Source organism: Nocardia arseniciresistens, assembly GCF_046764875.1.
GTDB classification, from domain to species: Bacteria; Actinomycetota; Actinomycetes; order Mycobacteriales; family Mycobacteriaceae; genus Nocardia; species Nocardia arseniciresistens.
This window is the reverse complement of sequence record NZ_JBKORD010000014.1, coordinates 175,675-191,141: the sequence shown is the minus strand read 5'-3', so window position 1 is coordinate 191,141 and position 15,467 is coordinate 175,675. Positions and strand designations below refer to the sequence as shown.

Genomic DNA, 15,467 nt, shown 5'->3' with positions numbered 1-15,467 from the left:
GCGCGGTCGCCGCAAGGAAGTTTCACCGCCGCTCGTCGCGGCGGCTCGGCCAGGTCAGAGGCTGACCTCGGGCCAGGTCCAGTCGGCGACAGCGGGGATGTCCTCGCCGTGCTCTCTGGTCCAGACGCGCGCGTTCCAGCGTGCGTCGACCATCTCCTGCCGCAGGCCCGCCGCCTTGTCGCCCAGCGTCGGCACTCGATCGACGACATCCATCACCAGGTGGAACCGGTCGAGGTCGTTGAGCATGACCATATCGAAAGGCGTTGTCGTGGTGCCCTTTTCCCGGTACCCTCGGACATGCATTCCGCTGTGGTTGGCGCGCCGGTAGGTAAGGCGGTGGATCAGCCACGGGTAGCCGTGGAAGGCGAAGATCACCGGGCGATCGCGAGTGAACAGGGTGTCGAACTCACTGTGAGGCAGGCCGTGTGGGTGCTCCTCGGGCGGTTGCAGCCGCATCAGGTCGACGACGTTCACCACCCGGATACGCAGCTCGGGCAGCCGATCACGCAGGATAGCCACGGCGGCAAGGGTTTCCAGTGTCGGCACGTCACCCGCACAGGCGAGCACGACATCGGGTGTCGTGCCCGTTTCGTCGTTGTGGCCCGCCCACTCCCAGATTCCCGCACCGCGCGCACAGTGCACCGCGGCGTCGGGCACCGAAAGCCAGTCCGCCTGAGGCTGTTTGCCCGCGACCACCACATTGACGTAGTGCCGCGAGCGCAGGCAGTGGTCATAGGTGGACAGCAGGGTGTTCGCGTCCGGCGGCAGATACACGCGAACGATCGAGGGCTTCTTGTTCAGCACCACATCGAGGAAACCGGGATCCTGATGGGTGAAACCGTTGTGGTCCTGGCGCCAAACATGCGACGACAGTAAGTAATTGAGACTCGCGATGGGTCGCCGCCACGCGATCGCGGCACTGGCGTCGAGCCATTTGGCGTGCTGGTTGAACATCGCATCGATGATGTGGATGAAGGCCTCGTAGCAGGTGAACACCCCGTGCCTGCCGGTGAGCAGATAGCCCTCCAGCAGGCCCTGGCACATGTGCTCGGAGAGCACCTCGATCACCCGGCCGGTCCGGTCGAGGTCGACGTCGTATTCGCCGATCTCGGCCTGCCAGTCGCGGCCGGTGACCTCGAGGATGTCCTGGAGCCGATTACTGGCCAGTTCGTCGGGGGCGAAGGTGAGGAAGTTGTCGGTATTGCCCGCGGTGACATCGCGCAGCCAACCGCCGAGCACCCGGGTCGCCTCGTGCCGGGTGGCTCCTCGCGCTCGGACCTCGACGCCGTAGTCACGCCAATCGGGGAGTCGAAGATCGCGAACAAGGCTGCCGCCGTTGGCAACCGGGTTGGCGCTCATCCGTCGATCGCCACTCGGCACCAGTTCACCCAGGGCGGCCACCGGTCCGCCCGCGTCGTCGAACAGCTCTTCCGGACGATAGGACCGCAGCCACTGTTCGAGCACCGCGCGGTGCTCGTCGTCCGTACGCGCGGCGGGCAACGGCACCTGATGCGCGCGGAACGTGCCCTCGACCTGAGCGCCGTCGACCACCGGTGGGCAGGTCCAGCCCTTCGGCGTGCGCAGCACGATCATCGGCCAGATCGGGCGGACCCCGTCGGTGCCCTCGCGCGCGCTGCGTTGGATTCGCTCGATTCGTTCGAGACAGTCGTCGACGGCGGTGGCCATTGCCTGATGCACGGCCGCAGGGTCGTCGCCTGCCACGACGATCGGCTCGTAGCCGTACCCGCGCATCAGCATCAGCAGTTCGGATTCCGGGATACGCGCCAGGATGGTCGGATTGGCGATCTTGTACTGGTTGAGCGCGAGAATCGGCAGTACCGCACCGTCGCGCCCCGGGTTGAGGAATTTATTGGCGTGCCAGCTGGTGGCCAGCGGGCCCGTCTCCGCCTCGCCGTCACCGACCACGCAGAACACCGTGAGATCCGGATTGTCGAGCGCCGCGCCGAACGCGTGCAGCAGGGAGTAGCCGAGCTCGCCGCCCTCGTGGAACGAACCGGGCATCTCCGGGGCGCAGTGACTCGGCACGCCACCAGGGAAGGAGAACTGCGCGAACAGCGCGCCCATCCCGTCGCCGTTCCGGGGGATATGGCTGTAGAGCTCGGAATATGTGCCCTCCAGCCAGGCACACGCATTGGGCCCCGGCCCGCCGTGTCCGGGCCCGGCGACGAACACCGCGTTCAGATCGCGCTGTCTGATAGCCCGATTGGCATGTACCCATACAAGATTCAGGCCGGGTACCGTCCCGAAGTGTCCGAGCAGCCGCGGCTTGATGTGCTCGGCGTGCAGCGGCTCGCGGAGCAGGGGATTGCTCATCAGATAGATCTGTCCGACCGCGAGATAGTTCGCTGCCCGCCACCATGCGTCGATCGACTCCAGTTCGCCGCGATCGAGCGGCCCGGACACCTCCGCCAGTCGATACGGCCGTGGCGCGATCGTCGCGCCGCCACCGTTGTCGACATTGTCGGCCGAGGTATCGCCCCCGGCACCAGCCATCTGTGTCATCGCGCCGACTCTCCTCACGCTGGGCTTCGGGGGCGGCACCGAGAAGGCGCCGCTATCGCCGGGTCCTGCACTGTTGCCGAAACCGATCGACAACAACGGGTGAAGAATTCCTAGCCAGGGTACCGGCAGATGACGCGTGAAGTCGGGTGTCGCGATCAGGGCGTCACGAGACTTGCGGCCGCCCGTGGATTAGGGTGCGCCGCATGCAGATACTCGGCAGGATCATCGGCCTCGGCACCATTGCCGCGGCCGCGTTCGCGCTGACCGCGTGTGGGTCGGGGGACGACGACAACTCGGCATCCGCGACAACAACGGCCTCGGCCAAGACCGCGTCGTCCGTGGTAGCGGCCCCGCAGAGCAAAGGCCGCGAGTGCACCGCCGACGACGTGAAAGTCGATGGCGGGTTCGGGGCCAATCCGAAGATCACCGTCCCGGACGATTGCGACCCGCCCAAGCAGCTCATCGTCAAGGACCTGGTCGAGGGCAGCGGACCTGGCGCGGCAGCGGGCCAGCAGCTCACCATGAACTACTCGCTGATCACCTGGTCGGACAAGAAGAAGCTCGACAGCTCCTTCGACCGGGGTAAGCCCTTCCAGCTCACCCTCGGCGCCGGGCAGGTCATTCCGGGCTGGGACCAGGGCCTTGTCGGTGTGCAGCAGGGCGCGCGGCGACTGTTGATCATCCCGCCGGACCTCGGATACGGCGCGGGCGGCAACGGCATCAAGCCGAACGAGACCCTGGTTTTCGTCACCGACGCGGTCACCGTTCCCAAGAGCTGACTCTTAGAAGGTGCTGCCCGCAACGCACGACGACCGGTCAACTAACCTTGCCGGGATGCGTGCGTGTGGGCGCGCTGCCTCTACAAGAACCAACGAGCCAAGGAGCATGTCCGTGAAGAGCACCGTCGAGCAGCTGAGCCCGACCCGGGTCCGGATCAACGTCGAGGTGCCCTTCGAGGAACTCAAGCCGGACTTCGACAAGGCGTACAAGGCACTGGCCAACCAGGTCCGTATCCCCGGTTTCCGTCCCGGCAAGGCTCCCGCGAAGCTGATCGAGGCCCGCGTCGGCCGCGGCGCGATCCTGGAGCAGGTCGTCAACGATGTGCTGCCCGCCCGCTACAGCGAGGCCGTCACCACCTCGGAGATCAAGGTCATCGGCCAGCCCGAGATCGAGATCACCAAGATCGAGGACGGCGAGCAGTTGGCGTTCACGGCCGAGGTCGACGTTCGTCCCGAGATCGCACTGCCCGCCTACGACGGCATCGAGGTGTCGGTCGACGCGTTCAGCATCGGCGACGAGGACATCGAGGAGCAGTTGCAGTCGCTGCGCCAGCGTTTCGGCACCCTGACCGGCGTCGAGCGTGCGGTTACCGACGGTGACTTCGTCTCCATCGACCTGTCGGCCACCGTGGACGGCGAGGACGTGCCGGAGGCAGCCACCACCGGACTTTCCCACGAAGTCGGTTCCGGCCAGCTGATCGAGGGTCTCGACGAGGCGCTCACCGGTCTGTCGGCCGGTGAGACCGCCGACTTCACCTCCACGCTCGTCGCCGGTGACCACGCGGGCAAGGAAGCGGTCATCACCGTGACCGTCGGCTCGGTCAAGGAGCGCGAGCTGCCCGAGGCCGACGACGACTTCGCCCAGCTGGCCAGTGAATTCGACACCCTCGAAGAGCTGAAGGCCGATCTGCGTACCCGCGTCGAGCGGGTCAAGAAGGTCGAGCAGGCCGGTGAAATTCGCGACAAGGTGCTCGAGGCACTGCTGGAGCAGGTCGAGGTGCCGCTGCCGGAGGCGGTCGTCAAGGCCGAGATCGACGCCGTGCAGCACGACGCCGTGCACGGCTTCGACCACGACGAGGACGCCTTCGCCGCCGCGCTCGAGGCGCAGGGCAGCACCCGCGAGGAGTTCGACAAGGACACCAAGGAGTCCGCCGAGAAGTCGGTGAAGACCCAGCTGCTGCTCGACGCCATCGCCGAGGAGGAGAACACTCAGGTCGGCCAGGAAGAGCTCACCGAGCGGATCCTGTTCCAGGCGCAGCGCTACGGCCTGTCGCCGGAGCAGTTCATCCAGCAGGTGCAGCAGGCGGGCCAACTCGGCGCGGTGTTCGCTGATGTCCGCCGCGGCAAGGCTCTGGCCGGCGTCGTCGGCAGGGTGAAGGTGACCGACTCCGAGGGCAACGCTGTGGATACCACCGAAATGTTCGGTGGCCCTGAGGATTCCGCGGACGAGGCCATCGTCGAAGAAGCCGCCGCAACGAGCGCCGAATAATTCCATGGAATGCCAGCGTGATCGGCGCCCCCGTGGTGTGGTGATTGTGCTGTGAGCGAATAAGGGCGGTGCCGGGAGTTCGGCGCCGCCCTGTTTCGTTAGTGTTTGTGACAAGCGAACCAGATGACTGCGCAGCACTCAGCGCTGTGCGGTAATCAGTGACTAGCCGTTGAGAAGAGAAGGCAGGTATCCGTGACAATCAACCAGGCAGGGGTCGTCATGACATCCGCGACTGCTGGTCTCAACCTCAGTGATTCGGTGTACGAGCGCCTGCTGCGTGAGCGCATCATCTTCCTCGGCACTCAAGTCGACGACGATATCGCGAACAAGCTGTGCGCCCAGATCCTGCTGCTCTCGGCAGAGGATTCGGTCAAAGACATCTCGCTCTACATCAACTCGCCCGGCGGTTCGGTGACCGCGGGTATGGCCATCTACGACACGATGCAGTTCGCCGAGTGCGACATCGCCACCTACGGCATGGGTCTCGCGGCCTCGATGGGTCAGTTCCTGCTGACCGCGGGCACCAAGGGCAAGCGCTACGCGCTGCCGCACGCGCGCATCATGATGCACCAGCCTTCGGCGGGTATCGGTGGTTCCGCGGCCGACATCGCGATCATGGCCGAGCAGTTCGCGCACACCAAGCGCGAGCTCAACGAGCTGCAGGCGCTGCACACCGGCAAGCCGGTCGAGCAGGTGGCAGCCGACGCCGATCGCGACCGGTGGTTCACCGCGAAGCAGGCGCTGGAGTACGGCTTCATCGACCACGTGATCAGCCACGCGGATCAGGCGAACGGCGCGAAGAAGTAAGCCGACAAGCTCGCTAACGACGGCTGACGACCGTTGACCCACTCAGACTTTGGAGAAAAGATGGCCAATCTGATCGACCCACGCGCCGGCCTCGGCGGTATCGCGCCGCAGAGCCCGCAGTCGCGCTATATCCTGCCGTCGTTCATCGAGCACTCGAGCTTCGGCGTCAAGGAGTCCAACCCGTACAACAAGCTGTTCGAGGAGCGCATCATCTTCCTCGGCGTGCAGGTCGACGACGCCTCGGCCAACGACATCATGGCGCAGCTGCTGGTACTGGAGTCGCTCGATCCCGACCGCGACATCACCATGTACATCAACTCGCCCGGTGGCTCGTTCACCTCGCTGATGGCCATCTACGACACGATGCAGTACGTGCGTGCCGATGTCGCGACGGTGTGCCTCGGCCAGGCGGCCTCCGCCGCGGCCGTGCTGCTCGCCGCGGGTGCCCCCGGCAAGCGTGCCTGCCTGCCCAACGCCCGCGTGCTGATCCACCAGCCGTCGCTCGAGGGTGGCATCCAGGGCCAGGTCTCGGATCTGGAGATCCAGGCCGCCGAGATCGAGCGCATGCGCCGCTTGATGGAGACCACACTGGCCTTCCATACCGGCAAGGACGCGGATACCATCCGCAAGGACACCGACCGTGACAAGATTCTGACGGCGGCGGACGCCAAGGAGTACGGGATCATCGACACCGTGTTCGACTACCGTAAGCTGAGCGCACAGAAGTAGTCGCTCGTAAGTTGCTGTAAGCCAAGAAAATCCGGCCGGGACGGACGCCACTCGGCATCCGTTTCGGCCGGATTGCTTCGTGGGAACCGACCCGCCGGAAGGGTGTCCGGCGGGAGAGGCCACGGGGCGGGCGGCCGGACCTGGTTTCGGCCGCAGATCGGGGCGAACGTGTTCTATTGCCGTGAGAACTCGGATAACCCCGGCGAGAAACATGCTCGAGTTGTCGACCTCCATCGCGCACACCGGGTACGGTCAACTAAGGGGCCTTTGCTCCCGGTTGACGGCGGTGCTCGACCCGCAGGAAGCACTCGAGGTGTTCGTGATTACACCCGAGGGTGGCGGATAGCTGGCAACCTGGACAGACGGTTGCACGCGGACAAGGAAGTAGGGACCCACGAGATGGCGCGCATCGGAGACGGCGGCGATCTGCTCAAGTGCTCGTTCTGCGGAAAGAGCCAGAAGCAGGTCAAGAAGCTCATTGCGGGACCAGGGGTGTACATCTGCGACGAGTGCATCGATCTATGCAACGAGATCATCGAGGAAGAGCTGGCCGAGTCCAGCGAGGTCAAACTCGATGAGTTGCCCAAACCTGCCGAGATCCGGGACTTCCTGGAGAACTATGTAATCGGGCAGGACACCGCCAAGCGCACGCTTGCCGTGGCCGTCTACAACCATTACAAGCGCATCCAGGCGGGTGACAAGGGGCGCGATAGTCGCGGCGAGGTCGTCGAGCTCGCCAAGTCGAACATCCTGATGCTCGGGCCGACCGGCTGCGGCAAGACCTATCTTGCGCAGACCCTGGCCAAGATGCTCAATGTTCCGTTCGCCATCGCCGATGCCACCGCGCTGACCGAAGCCGGGTATGTCGGCGAGGATGTCGAGAACATTCTGCTGAAGCTGATCCAGGCCGCCGACTACGACGTGAAGCGGGCCGAGACCGGCATCATCTACATCGACGAGGTCGACAAGATCGCTCGCAAGAGCGAGAATCCGTCGATTACCCGCGACGTTTCCGGCGAGGGTGTGCAGCAGGCGCTGCTGAAGATCCTGGAGGGCACCCAGGCCAGTGTTCCGCCGCAGGGTGGACGCAAGCACCCGCACCAGGAATTCATCCAGATCGACACCACCAACGTGCTGTTCATCGTGGCGGGCGCGTTCGCGGGACTGGAGCGGATCGTCTCCGAACGCACCGGCCACCGCGGCATCGGCTTCGGTGCCGAGGTGCGTTCCAAGGCAGAGGTCGACACCTCGGATCACTTCGCCGAGGTGATGCCCGAGGACCTGATCAAGTTCGGTCTGATCCCCGAGTTCATCGGCCGCCTTCCCGTCGTGGCTTCGGTGACCAATCTGGACAAGGAATCCCTCGTCAAGATTCTCTCCGAGCCGAAGAACGCGCTGGTCAAGCAGTACATTCGACTTTTCGAGATGGATGGGGTCGACCTCGAGTTCACCACGGACGCGCTGGAGGCGATCGCCGATCAGGCCATCCTGCGTGGCACCGGCGCTCGTGGTCTGCGCGCCATCATGGAAGAGGTCCTGCTGCCGGTGATGTATGACATCCCCAGCCGCGATGACGTCGCCAAGGTGGTCGTCGACGCCGATACGGTCATCGACAACGTGCTGCCGACCATCGTGCCGCGCAAGGCGCAGCGCACCGAGCGGCGCGAGAAGTCGGCGTAGTCGCTCGCGGGGGGTAGGGATTTCGGGGTGCAACCGCTGCATCCGGCAGGGCCGGGGCAGGTGCTCGATGTCCGTGGCGTGCTCAGCGGTGCCGTCGACATGCGAACCTATCAACACAAACATCTCGTTGTCTTCGTTCATAACAATGACAGACAGGGCTGGGGCACGTTCCCGGATATGGGCGGCCTGCTGGCGACTCTGACGACGTGTGTCGAATGGCTGGACGAGCACTTCGGGTTCGAATTGGTCAACGTTTTCGCCAATCCGCTCGAGCGTCAGTACATCTACTACGCCATGCTGCGGCGTCGGCGCGAGATCTAGCGACCGGACCACCGCCAATGGTGGATATTCATCCACCATTTCGGGGTGTACGGACCGGGCTGTCGGGGTAAACCTTGTTCAGGGTTGAGCAGCCAGCCCAGTCCTGGAGTTCAGATGTCCGGGGCGAAAAGTCTTCGCCGGCAACGTTCCCCGCGGGGTGCCGTGCGCGACCGGACCGAGGTCCTCATGTCGACTGTTGTCGCTACCCTCATTCAATCCATCGGTGGCATCGCCGGGCCGCGCCACGCGGGGTGCGATCCCTCGGGCCGTTTACAGGTCACCGTGATGACACCCACGGATTCGATCACGCTGTGTGCGCTGGTCGGTGAGGTGGACTACTACACCGCCGGTATCTTCCGGAGCCGTTTGATCGGATCATTGCGCACCGCCGCATCGGCGGTGGTAGTCGATCTGTCCAGGGTGACGTTCTTCGGCATCGCGGGTCTACGGGTATTGACCGAAGTGCAAGCGCGCGCCGGTGGCACGCTCGCGTTGATCACCGGTCAACGCTGTGTCGACCGATTGCTCGCGGCCGCCGACGAGGTCGCGACCTTCCGGGTGGTGACCAGCCTGGCCGAGGCGGTTACCGACGCCGCGTAAGTGTCTCGAGCCCGTGCCGCTCGTCGATATCGTTCGACGAGCGGCACGGGCGTCTGCGCTGGATCAGTCCTGCGCCCACGGAACACGGCAGGAGTCGGTGCTGAAACCCTGGGCCGTTATCCCGAGTGCCGAGTTGAAGCGTGAGCGCGAGTTCTCCAAGCTGATCTGGTAGGTCAGCTCGATGACACCCGCGCGGCCGAAACGCTTTTCGAGGTCGGCGACCTGATCGTCGGTGACGGTGGTCGGCGTCTCGGTCATCGCGTCGGTGTAAGCGATCGCCGCGCGTTCGTCCGCACTGTAGAGCGGGGAGGTCTCGTAGTCGGCAATGTGCTCGAGGCGGGCGATGTCGAGGTCGCCGTGCTTCATGAGCATGGCTCCGAAGTCGACACACCAGGAGCAGCCGACGACCCAGGCGGCGCGGTAAACGGCGATCTCGCGGATATTGGCGGGAAGTTGTGCGCTTGCCCGCTCGACGAGTACTTCGTGAATCGCCGAGGCGGCGAGCAACTTTCCGTGGTTGGCGGTGACCGCGAACGGTTCGGGAACTTCGCCGAGGCGACGCTTGGCGATGCGGTACAACAGCTTGGTCAGCGGGCCGGCCTGCTCGGGGCGGACGGCGGAAATTCGGGTCGTGCCCATCACGGTTCTCCTTCGATCCGAAGAGGTTCTTCTTCTAGGACGAGGACGCATCGTGAAATGTGACGGGCAGTCGCGTGTGATCCAGCGCACGGACTGCCCGCCGGTGTTTACACCGCTTCGCTGCTCATATCCTCGGGTGTCCAGTACGCGCGCATGCTGATGATTTTACCGTCGTCGTCGAATTCCATCACGTCGATGGGCGTCAGGGTGAAGCGCTGATCGCCGAACTTGGTGACGATGGTGAACATGAAGGCGGCGTGATTGCCCGCGATCCGGATGGTCTCCGGCTTCAGCACGGTTTCCCGATCGAGGTTGGCGATCACATCGTAGAACTCGCGGATGGCGTCGTGGCCCCGCTTGATGTCGGTGCCGATGGGATCCTCGACGGTCGCGTCGGCGGCGTAGAGATCGACGATCTCCTCGGTCGGCCCCGAGCCGACCAGCTTGACGTATTGCTCGACCACATCGCGAACCTGCTGTGCCATGGAAACTCCTACAGAATTGGAACGTGTTCTAATTCTGAGCGTAGCAGTGTCCATGGCACGCGGGTCGGCGATTGTGCACCCGATCCACCCCGGACGGACCGCAGCGCGGACGCGTACGCGCCGACGGACCGGAAAAAAACTATTTGGTTGTAGCGCCTTCGGCGGACACGGTGACAATCGATCGGCTGCTGCCCTTTCGATCGCGCCCGGGGTTGGGGATCGCCATTGATCCCCCTGGTTCACCGTTGAACCTTCGTCCCTTTCGGGTGCTTTCGTTGATGCTGTCGTGTGCGGGGCCTCTGGTGTTACGCTGGTCACTTATTTATACGATCCGTACTCCGGAAGGTTCGCCTTGCGGTAGGCCGCGATGACGACACCCGGTGCTGATGACGGGATCACTGGAGACCCCGCCGCGTAGCACCCCGTGCTGCCGCGGGGGTCAAATGGGTGCTCACCGCGTTCTCGAGGAACGAATTGAGTGCGGTGACAGCTCCGTGGCGGCACGGGTTCAGAAAACTCATCGCTATTTCCGCCGGTCGCGCCCGGTGTGTCGGGCTTGCGCTGTCGTCGGCGTGCTGTTGAATCGGTCCGGTCAACCAGATGTTCGAGTGACGAGTGAAAGCGGAGGAGACATGGCACTGCCTACCATGACCGCGGAGCAGCGCACTGAGGCGCTGGCCAAGGCGGCTGCGGTCCGCAAGGCGCGCTCCGAACTGATCGGCCAAGTGAAGGCCGGCAAGGTTTCTGTTGCCGATCTGCTGAAAAAGGCCGATAGCGACGAGCTGGTCAAGAAGACCAAGGTCGCGGCCGTGATCAAGGCCCTGCCCGGCGTCGGCCCGGTAAAGGCCGCCAAGATGCTCGATCAGGCCGAGATCCCCGAGGACCGCCGCATCGGTGGACTCGGCGCTCGCCAGCGTGCCGCACTGCTCGAGGCACTGGACGCCTGACCGCGTCTTAGTGTCCGAGCAACCATGATCGAGGAACGAACGCTCACGTCGGTGGCGTGGCTCTGCGTCGAAAAGGGCCGCTTGCTTGCCGTCCGCACCAAGGGACGCGACGCTTTTTACCTGCCGGGCGGCAAGCTCGAACCGGGTGAAACCCTGACGGGAGCGCTCGTTCGTGAAGTTCGAGAAGAAGTCGGCGTCGAGTTGGAGGCGCATCGGATCACGCCCGTGGTGACCATCACCGCTCCTGCCCACGGGCGCCCCGGCACTCTCGTCGAAATGCACTGCTTCGCCGCGCCGGGCCACGGCCGCCCAGCACCAGCCGCCGAGATCGCGGAAATGGCGTGGCTCGGGCCCGTGGACCATCACCTGTGCGCCCCCGCTGTCGGCAAGGCGCTGGATCACCTGACCGCGATCGGCGCCTGGGGTCCGCCGTAATTCGGCCGGTCGCTGATCGTCAGCGAGTGCGGCGGCGTGGGAGCCGGAAATCCATCGGCGCAGGATCGGACATGGGGATGTCGCCGCGCGGTGGGACGACGAGGCAGCCGAGACCGAGGACGATCAGAGCGGCCGCGCCGAGCAAGCTGAGGGTGAAGCTGGCCGCGCCCATCTCGGCCGGTTTGTGGAAGGCGTGGTAGACGAAGTGCGGTAGACCGAAGGTCAGCCAGCCGATGCCCGCCACTCGGGCGACCGCTGTTCCGTCGATGACGAGCGCGGCGATGGTGATCGCGGTCAAGGCGAGGAAGAAGGCTCCGACGTCGCCGGCGAGGTGATGGTTGTACGGCCCGTCCTGCGAGATCCAGTGCATCCCGAAACCTGGGAAGCTGGTGTACCAGGAGTGCGGCGCGAAGACCGCCCACAGACCCACGATGGCGCCCTGGACGGCCAGGACCGTCAACATGATGCGGACGATCAGCAGCCGATGGCGAAACTGTTCGAATCGCATGCGCACCCGCACGCCGCCGGACTTGCCTTCCACCGAGATCCGCATCAGACGCTCCGTTCATGCCGAACTTCTCCGACCGGGTGAAGCAACCGTAATTCGGACATCGGGAACGGGCAATAGGCCCACCGTCAGGAGTGGTTCCCCGCGGTCGCGGGCGCGATCGGTGATTCGGTGACCGCGCTGCGGTGGAGCCGGTGCGCGCCGGTGTAGATGTTCATGGTTTCGCCGCGCAGGAAACCGACGAGGGTGAGGCCGGATTCGGCGGCCATGTCAACGGCGAGTGAGCTGGGTGCGGACACCGCACCGAGCATCGGGATGCCCGCCATCACCGCCTTCTGCACCAGTTCGAAGGAGGCGCGGCCACTGACGATCAGCACCAGATCATTGGCGGGGATGCGGTTTTCGCGCATCGCCCACCCGAGCACCTTGTCGACGGCATTGTGCCTGCCGATATCCTCGCGGACGGCAAGGGCGGCGCCGTCCTCGGTGAAAAGTCCCGCCGCGTGTAGTCCGCCGGTGGCATCGAAAACGGCTTGGCGGGTACGCAATTCGGCGGGCAGGGTCGCCAGGGTGCCGATGTCTACCAGCAGGCCGTCGGCGGGTATCGGGTATCGGGTGCGGGTGCGTACGTCTTCGAGCGCGGTCTTGCCGCAGAGCCCGCAGGCACCGGTGGTGAGGACATGACGACCGCGCACCGGGACAGGCGTGCGTAATTGGACGTCGAGGACGTTGTAGGTGTTGTGCCCGTTTTCGTCGGTGCCCGCGCAGTAGCGGGCGCTCACCACGTCGTCGGCGCTGCCGATGATGCCCTCGCCCAACAGGAATCCATGCACCAGGTCGATATCGCTGCCGGGGGTGCGCATGGTGACGGTGAGTTGTTCACCGCCGAGCCGGATTTCGAGCGGCTCCTCCACCGCGAGGGTGTCGGGCCTGGTGATTTCGCCGTGCGAGGTGATACGAATCGTCTTGCGGCGCGCGGTAATTCTACTCATGACGGCACCTCACCTCGATCGGTGTGCTGCGGTAGCGCACCTGCCCGGTCACGACGGCGGCCCGACATGCCTGTGCCGCTCGAGCCGGATCGTCACGGCTTTGGATACCGGTGTATTCGAGCGCGCCGCAACATGATCCAGCGGGACAAGAGGGTTGGTCTCGGGGTAGTAGGCGGCGGCGTTGCCGCGCGGGGTCGGGTAGCCGATGATGCGGAAGCCGGTGACCTTGCGTTCGGTGCCGTCGGTCCACTCGGAGATCAGATCGACCAATTCGCCGTCCGTGAAACCCGATTCGGCGATGTCCTCGGCATTCACCAGGATCACCTTCCGGCCGCCGTGCACACCGCGGTAACGATCGTCCAAGCCATAGATGGTGGTGTTGTACTGGTCGTGGCTGCGCAGTGTTTGCAGGATCAGCCTGCCGTGCGGGACCGGCGTCCAGGTGAGTTCGTTCACCGCGAAGTTGGCTTTGCCTGTGGTGGTGCGGAATTCGCGGGAGTCGCGCGGCGGGTGGGGCAGCACGAAGCCATTGCGCTGGCGCACCCGGGTGTTGTAATCGGCGCAGCCGGGAACCACGCGCGCGATCGCGTCGCGAATCTTGTCGTAGTTGCGCTGGTACTGCGCCCACGGGACCGGGTGATCGGCGCCGAGCAGGGTCTGCGCGAGCTCGCAGACGATGGTGACCTCGCTGCGCAGCTCATCGCTCACCGGCTTCAGCCGTCCGGTGGACAGATGCACCATGGACATCGAATCCTCTACCGACACTTGCTGTTTCACGCCGTCGCGCAGATCCTCGTCGGTGCGGCCGAGGGTGGGCAGGATCAGCGCCGTCTGTCCGTGCACGACGTGGCTGCGGTTGAGTTTGGTGGAGACCTGCACGGTGAGCGCGCAGCCGCGCAGCGCCGCCTCGGTAACCTCGGTATCGGGCGTCGCGGACACGAAATTGCCGCCCATACCGACGAATACCTTCGCCTTACCCGCGCGCATCGCGCGAATGGCGTTGACGGTGTCGAAGCCGTGCTCGCGCGGGCTGGTGATGTCGAATTCGCGATCGAGCGCGTCGAGGAAGGCGTCCGGCATCTTCTCCCAGATGCCCATGGTGCGATCGCCCTGCACGTTCGAGTGGCCGCGCACCGGGCAAACGCCGGCGCCGGGCTTACCGATCATGCCGCGCAGCAACAGCAGATTGGTCGCCTCTTCGATGGTCGCGACACCGTGTGCCTGTTGGGTCAGGCCCATCGCCCAGCAGATGATGATGTTCTTCGATTCGGCCAACAGCCTTGCGGTGCGGCCGAGTTCGTCGTCGGTCAGTCCGGTCGCTTCACGGACGGTGCCGAGATCGACCGCACGCGTATTCTTTTCGTATTCGGCGAAGCCCGCGCAGTGTGTGTCGACGAATTCGTGGTCCACCACCGTTCCCGGTGCGGCATCCTCGGCCTCGAACAGCAGTCGGCCGAGCCCCTGGAACAGCGCCATATCACCGCCGAGGCGGATTTGCAGGAAGTCGTCGGCGATGGACACGCCGCTGGTGAAACCCTTGACGGTCTGCGGATCACGAAAACCGAGCAGCCCGGTCTCCGGCAGCGGATTGACCGCGATGATGGTGGCGCCCTTGGCCTTCGCGCCTGCCAACGCGCTCAGCATGCGCGGATGGTTGGTACCGGGATTCTGGCCCGCGACGATGATCAGATCGGCGGCGTCGAAGTCATCGATCGATACCGAGCCCTTGCCGATGCCGATGGAGCTGGTCAGCGCGGTGCCCGACGATTCGTGGCACATGTTCGAGCAGTCCGGCAGATTGTTGGTGCCGTAACTGCGGACAAGCAGCTGATAGAGGAACGCCGTCTCGTTCGCGGTGCGGCCCGAGGTGTAGAACAGCGCCTCGTCCGGAGTTGCCAAGGCGCGCAAATGTTCCGCGACCAGCCGATAGGCGTCAGTCCATTCGATGGGGGAGTAGTGGGTGTCGCCGGGGCGCAACACCATCGGATGGGTGAGCCTGCCCTGCTGACCGAGCCAGTAACCGGACTTGTCCGCCAGTTCCTCGATGGAGTGCGCGGCGAAGAACTCGGGGGTGACGGTGCGTAACGTCGCCTCCTCGGCGACCGCCTTCGCGCCGTTCTCGCAGAACTCGGCCGGGCGACGATGGCCCGTCGGCTCCGGCCATGCACAGCCGGGGCAGTCGAAACCGTGCACCTGATTCACCCGGGCCAGGGTGCGGGCGGTGCGGACAACGCCCATCTCCTCGACCGCGCGCCCGAGCGCGACGGCGACGGCGGTGACCCCCGCGGCCTGCTTCTTCGGCTCGGTCACGCTCAGCTCGGACTCGTCGATGTCGCGTGTCGGTCCGTTACGGTGCATGGTCGTCATTGTCCTCTCCGCGGGGAGACTGCCTCGGCGGGGCCGGAGATCAGCCTGTCCGATCGTGCGTACTCGCCGCGGGTCCGCTCCGCAACCCGCCGCTACGCGAGAGGGCCGAGCGCGCCGCGGCCCGGTATGCGGTGCGTCATCGGGTCATGTTCCCCAGCGCCGCACT

General features: G+C 65.1%; 15 protein-coding genes. 9 read left to right on the top strand and 6 right to left on the bottom strand.

What is annotated here, in order from left to right:
* Positions 1–54: 54 nt before the first annotated feature.
* A complete protein-coding gene (locus tag ACLMAJ_RS25595; RefSeq protein ID WP_412016368.1) occupies positions 55–2,523 on the bottom strand; it encodes a phosphoketolase family protein in 2,469 nt (822 codons plus the stop codon).
* Between the two features lie 203 nt (positions 2,524–2,726).
* Between ACLMAJ_RS25595 and ACLMAJ_RS25590 the strand changes: the two genes are divergently transcribed.
* From ACLMAJ_RS25590 to ACLMAJ_RS25560, 7 genes are all read left to right on the top strand, one after another.
* Positions 2,727–3,302 (top strand): FKBP-type peptidyl-prolyl cis-trans isomerase, encoded by a 576-nt coding sequence (locus ACLMAJ_RS25590; RefSeq protein WP_412016367.1) that lies wholly within the window; start codon positions 2,727–2,729, stop codon positions 3,300–3,302.
* 112 nt (positions 3,303–3,414) lie between these two features.
* On the top strand, positions 3,415–4,791 hold the full coding sequence (tig, locus tag ACLMAJ_RS25585; protein WP_412016366.1) for a trigger factor: 1,377 nt from the start codon (positions 3,415–3,417) through the stop codon (positions 4,789–4,791).
* Between the two features lie 219 nt (positions 4,792–5,010).
* Complete coding sequence (locus tag ACLMAJ_RS25580; protein WP_412016365.1) at positions 5,011–5,598, top strand: ATP-dependent Clp protease proteolytic subunit; 588 nt, start codon at positions 5,011–5,013, stop codon at positions 5,596–5,598.
* A gap of 60 nt (positions 5,599–5,658) precedes the next feature.
* Positions 5,659–6,327, top strand: coding sequence for an ATP-dependent Clp protease proteolytic subunit (locus tag ACLMAJ_RS25575; RefSeq protein WP_412016364.1), 669 nt, complete (start codon positions 5,659–5,661; stop codon positions 6,325–6,327).
* A gap of 399 nt (positions 6,328–6,726) precedes the next feature.
* Positions 6,727–8,007 carry an ATP-dependent Clp protease ATP-binding subunit ClpX gene (gene clpX, locus ACLMAJ_RS25570; RefSeq protein WP_412016363.1) on the top strand — a complete coding sequence of 427 codons (1,281 nt, stop codon included), beginning with the start codon at positions 6,727–6,729 and terminating at the stop codon, positions 8,005–8,007.
* A 27-nt stretch (positions 8,008–8,034) separates the two neighbouring features.
* Positions 8,035–8,328 carry a hypothetical protein gene (locus ACLMAJ_RS25565; RefSeq protein WP_412016362.1) on the top strand — a complete coding sequence of 98 codons (294 nt, stop codon included), beginning with the start codon at positions 8,035–8,037 and terminating at the stop codon, positions 8,326–8,328.
* Positions 8,329–8,514: 186 nt separating this feature from the next.
* On the top strand, positions 8,515–8,928 hold the full coding sequence (locus ACLMAJ_RS25560; RefSeq protein ID WP_412016361.1) for an STAS domain-containing protein: 414 nt from the start codon (positions 8,515–8,517) through the stop codon (positions 8,926–8,928).
* 63 nt (positions 8,929–8,991) lie between these two features.
* Here ACLMAJ_RS25560 and ACLMAJ_RS25555 read toward each other — a convergent pair whose 3' ends face one another.
* Complete coding sequence (locus ACLMAJ_RS25555; protein WP_412016360.1) at positions 8,992–9,567, bottom strand: carboxymuconolactone decarboxylase family protein; 576 nt, start codon at positions 9,565–9,567, stop codon at positions 8,992–8,994.
* Positions 9,568–9,674: 107 nt separating this feature from the next.
* Positions 9,675–10,052, bottom strand: coding sequence for a nuclear transport factor 2 family protein (locus ACLMAJ_RS25550; RefSeq protein ID WP_412016359.1), 378 nt, complete (start codon positions 10,050–10,052; stop codon positions 9,675–9,677).
* 632 nt (positions 10,053–10,684) lie between these two features.
* Here ACLMAJ_RS25550 and mihF point away from each other — a divergent pair.
* Both mihF and ACLMAJ_RS25540 read left to right on the top strand, forming a co-directional pair.
* Complete coding sequence (mihF, locus tag ACLMAJ_RS25545) at positions 10,685–10,999, top strand: integration host factor, actinobacterial type (RefSeq protein ID WP_412016358.1); 315 nt, start codon at positions 10,685–10,687, stop codon at positions 10,997–10,999.
* Between the two features lie 24 nt (positions 11,000–11,023).
* Positions 11,024–11,434 (top strand): NUDIX hydrolase, encoded by a 411-nt coding sequence (locus tag ACLMAJ_RS25540; protein WP_412016357.1) that lies wholly within the window; start codon positions 11,024–11,026, stop codon positions 11,432–11,434.
* 19 nt (positions 11,435–11,453) lie between these two features.
* Here the strand turns inward: ACLMAJ_RS25540 and ACLMAJ_RS25535 are convergent, their stop codons facing one another.
* The 3 genes from ACLMAJ_RS25535 to ACLMAJ_RS25525 all read right to left on the bottom strand — a co-directional run bounded on the left by ACLMAJ_RS25535 (position 11,454) and on the right by ACLMAJ_RS25525 (position 15,292).
* A complete protein-coding gene (locus ACLMAJ_RS25535) occupies positions 11,454–11,987 on the bottom strand; it encodes a hypothetical protein (RefSeq protein WP_412016356.1) in 534 nt (177 codons plus the stop codon).
* Between the two features lie 83 nt (positions 11,988–12,070).
* The gene (gene fdhD / locus ACLMAJ_RS25530; protein ID WP_412016355.1) at positions 12,071–12,934 is read right to left on the bottom strand and encodes a formate dehydrogenase accessory sulfurtransferase FdhD; all 864 of its coding nucleotides are present in this window, start codon (positions 12,932–12,934) and stop codon (positions 12,071–12,073) included.
* Between the two features lie 48 nt (positions 12,935–12,982).
* Complete coding sequence (locus tag ACLMAJ_RS25525) at positions 12,983–15,292, bottom strand: FdhF/YdeP family oxidoreductase (RefSeq protein ID WP_412016445.1); 2,310 nt, start codon at positions 15,290–15,292, stop codon at positions 12,983–12,985.
* Positions 15,293–15,467: the final 175 nt, after the last annotated feature.

Bases quoted from the DNA above. Each gene is read 5' to 3' on its own strand.
- ACLMAJ_RS25555 (WP_412016360.1), bottom strand. From the start codon at position 9,567: ATGGGCACGACCCGAATTTCCGCCGTCCGCCCCGAGCAGGCCGGCCCG.
- ACLMAJ_RS25535 (WP_412016356.1), bottom strand. From the start codon at position 11,987: ATGCGGATCTCGGTGGAAGGCAAGTCCGGCGGCGTGCGGGTGCGCATG.
- fdhD (WP_412016355.1), bottom strand. From the start codon at position 12,934: ATGAGTAGAATTACCGCGCGCCGCAAGACGATTCGTATCACCTCGCAC.
- mihF (WP_412016358.1), top strand. From the start codon at position 10,685: ATGGCACTGCCTACCATGACCGCGGAGCAGCGCACTGAGGCGCTGGCC.
- ACLMAJ_RS25595 (WP_412016368.1), bottom strand. From the start codon at position 2,523: ATGACACAGATGGCTGGTGCCGGGGGCGATACCTCGGCCGACAATGTC.
- ACLMAJ_RS25525 (WP_412016445.1), bottom strand. From the start codon at position 15,292: ATGCACCGTAACGGACCGACACGCGACATCGACGAGTCCGAGCTGAGC.
- clpX (WP_412016363.1), top strand. From the start codon at position 6,727: ATGGCGCGCATCGGAGACGGCGGCGATCTGCTCAAGTGCTCGTTCTGC.
- ACLMAJ_RS25560 (WP_412016361.1), top strand. From the start codon at position 8,515: ATGTCGACTGTTGTCGCTACCCTCATTCAATCCATCGGTGGCATCGCC.
- ACLMAJ_RS25590 (WP_412016367.1), top strand. From the start codon at position 2,727: ATGCAGATACTCGGCAGGATCATCGGCCTCGGCACCATTGCCGCGGCC.
- ACLMAJ_RS25540 (WP_412016357.1), top strand. From the start codon at position 11,024: ATGATCGAGGAACGAACGCTCACGTCGGTGGCGTGGCTCTGCGTCGAA.
- ACLMAJ_RS25580 (WP_412016365.1), top strand. From the start codon at position 5,011: ATGACATCCGCGACTGCTGGTCTCAACCTCAGTGATTCGGTGTACGAG.
- ACLMAJ_RS25575 (WP_412016364.1), top strand. From the start codon at position 5,659: ATGGCCAATCTGATCGACCCACGCGCCGGCCTCGGCGGTATCGCGCCG.
- ACLMAJ_RS25550 (WP_412016359.1), bottom strand. From the start codon at position 10,052: ATGGCACAGCAGGTTCGCGATGTGGTCGAGCAATACGTCAAGCTGGTC.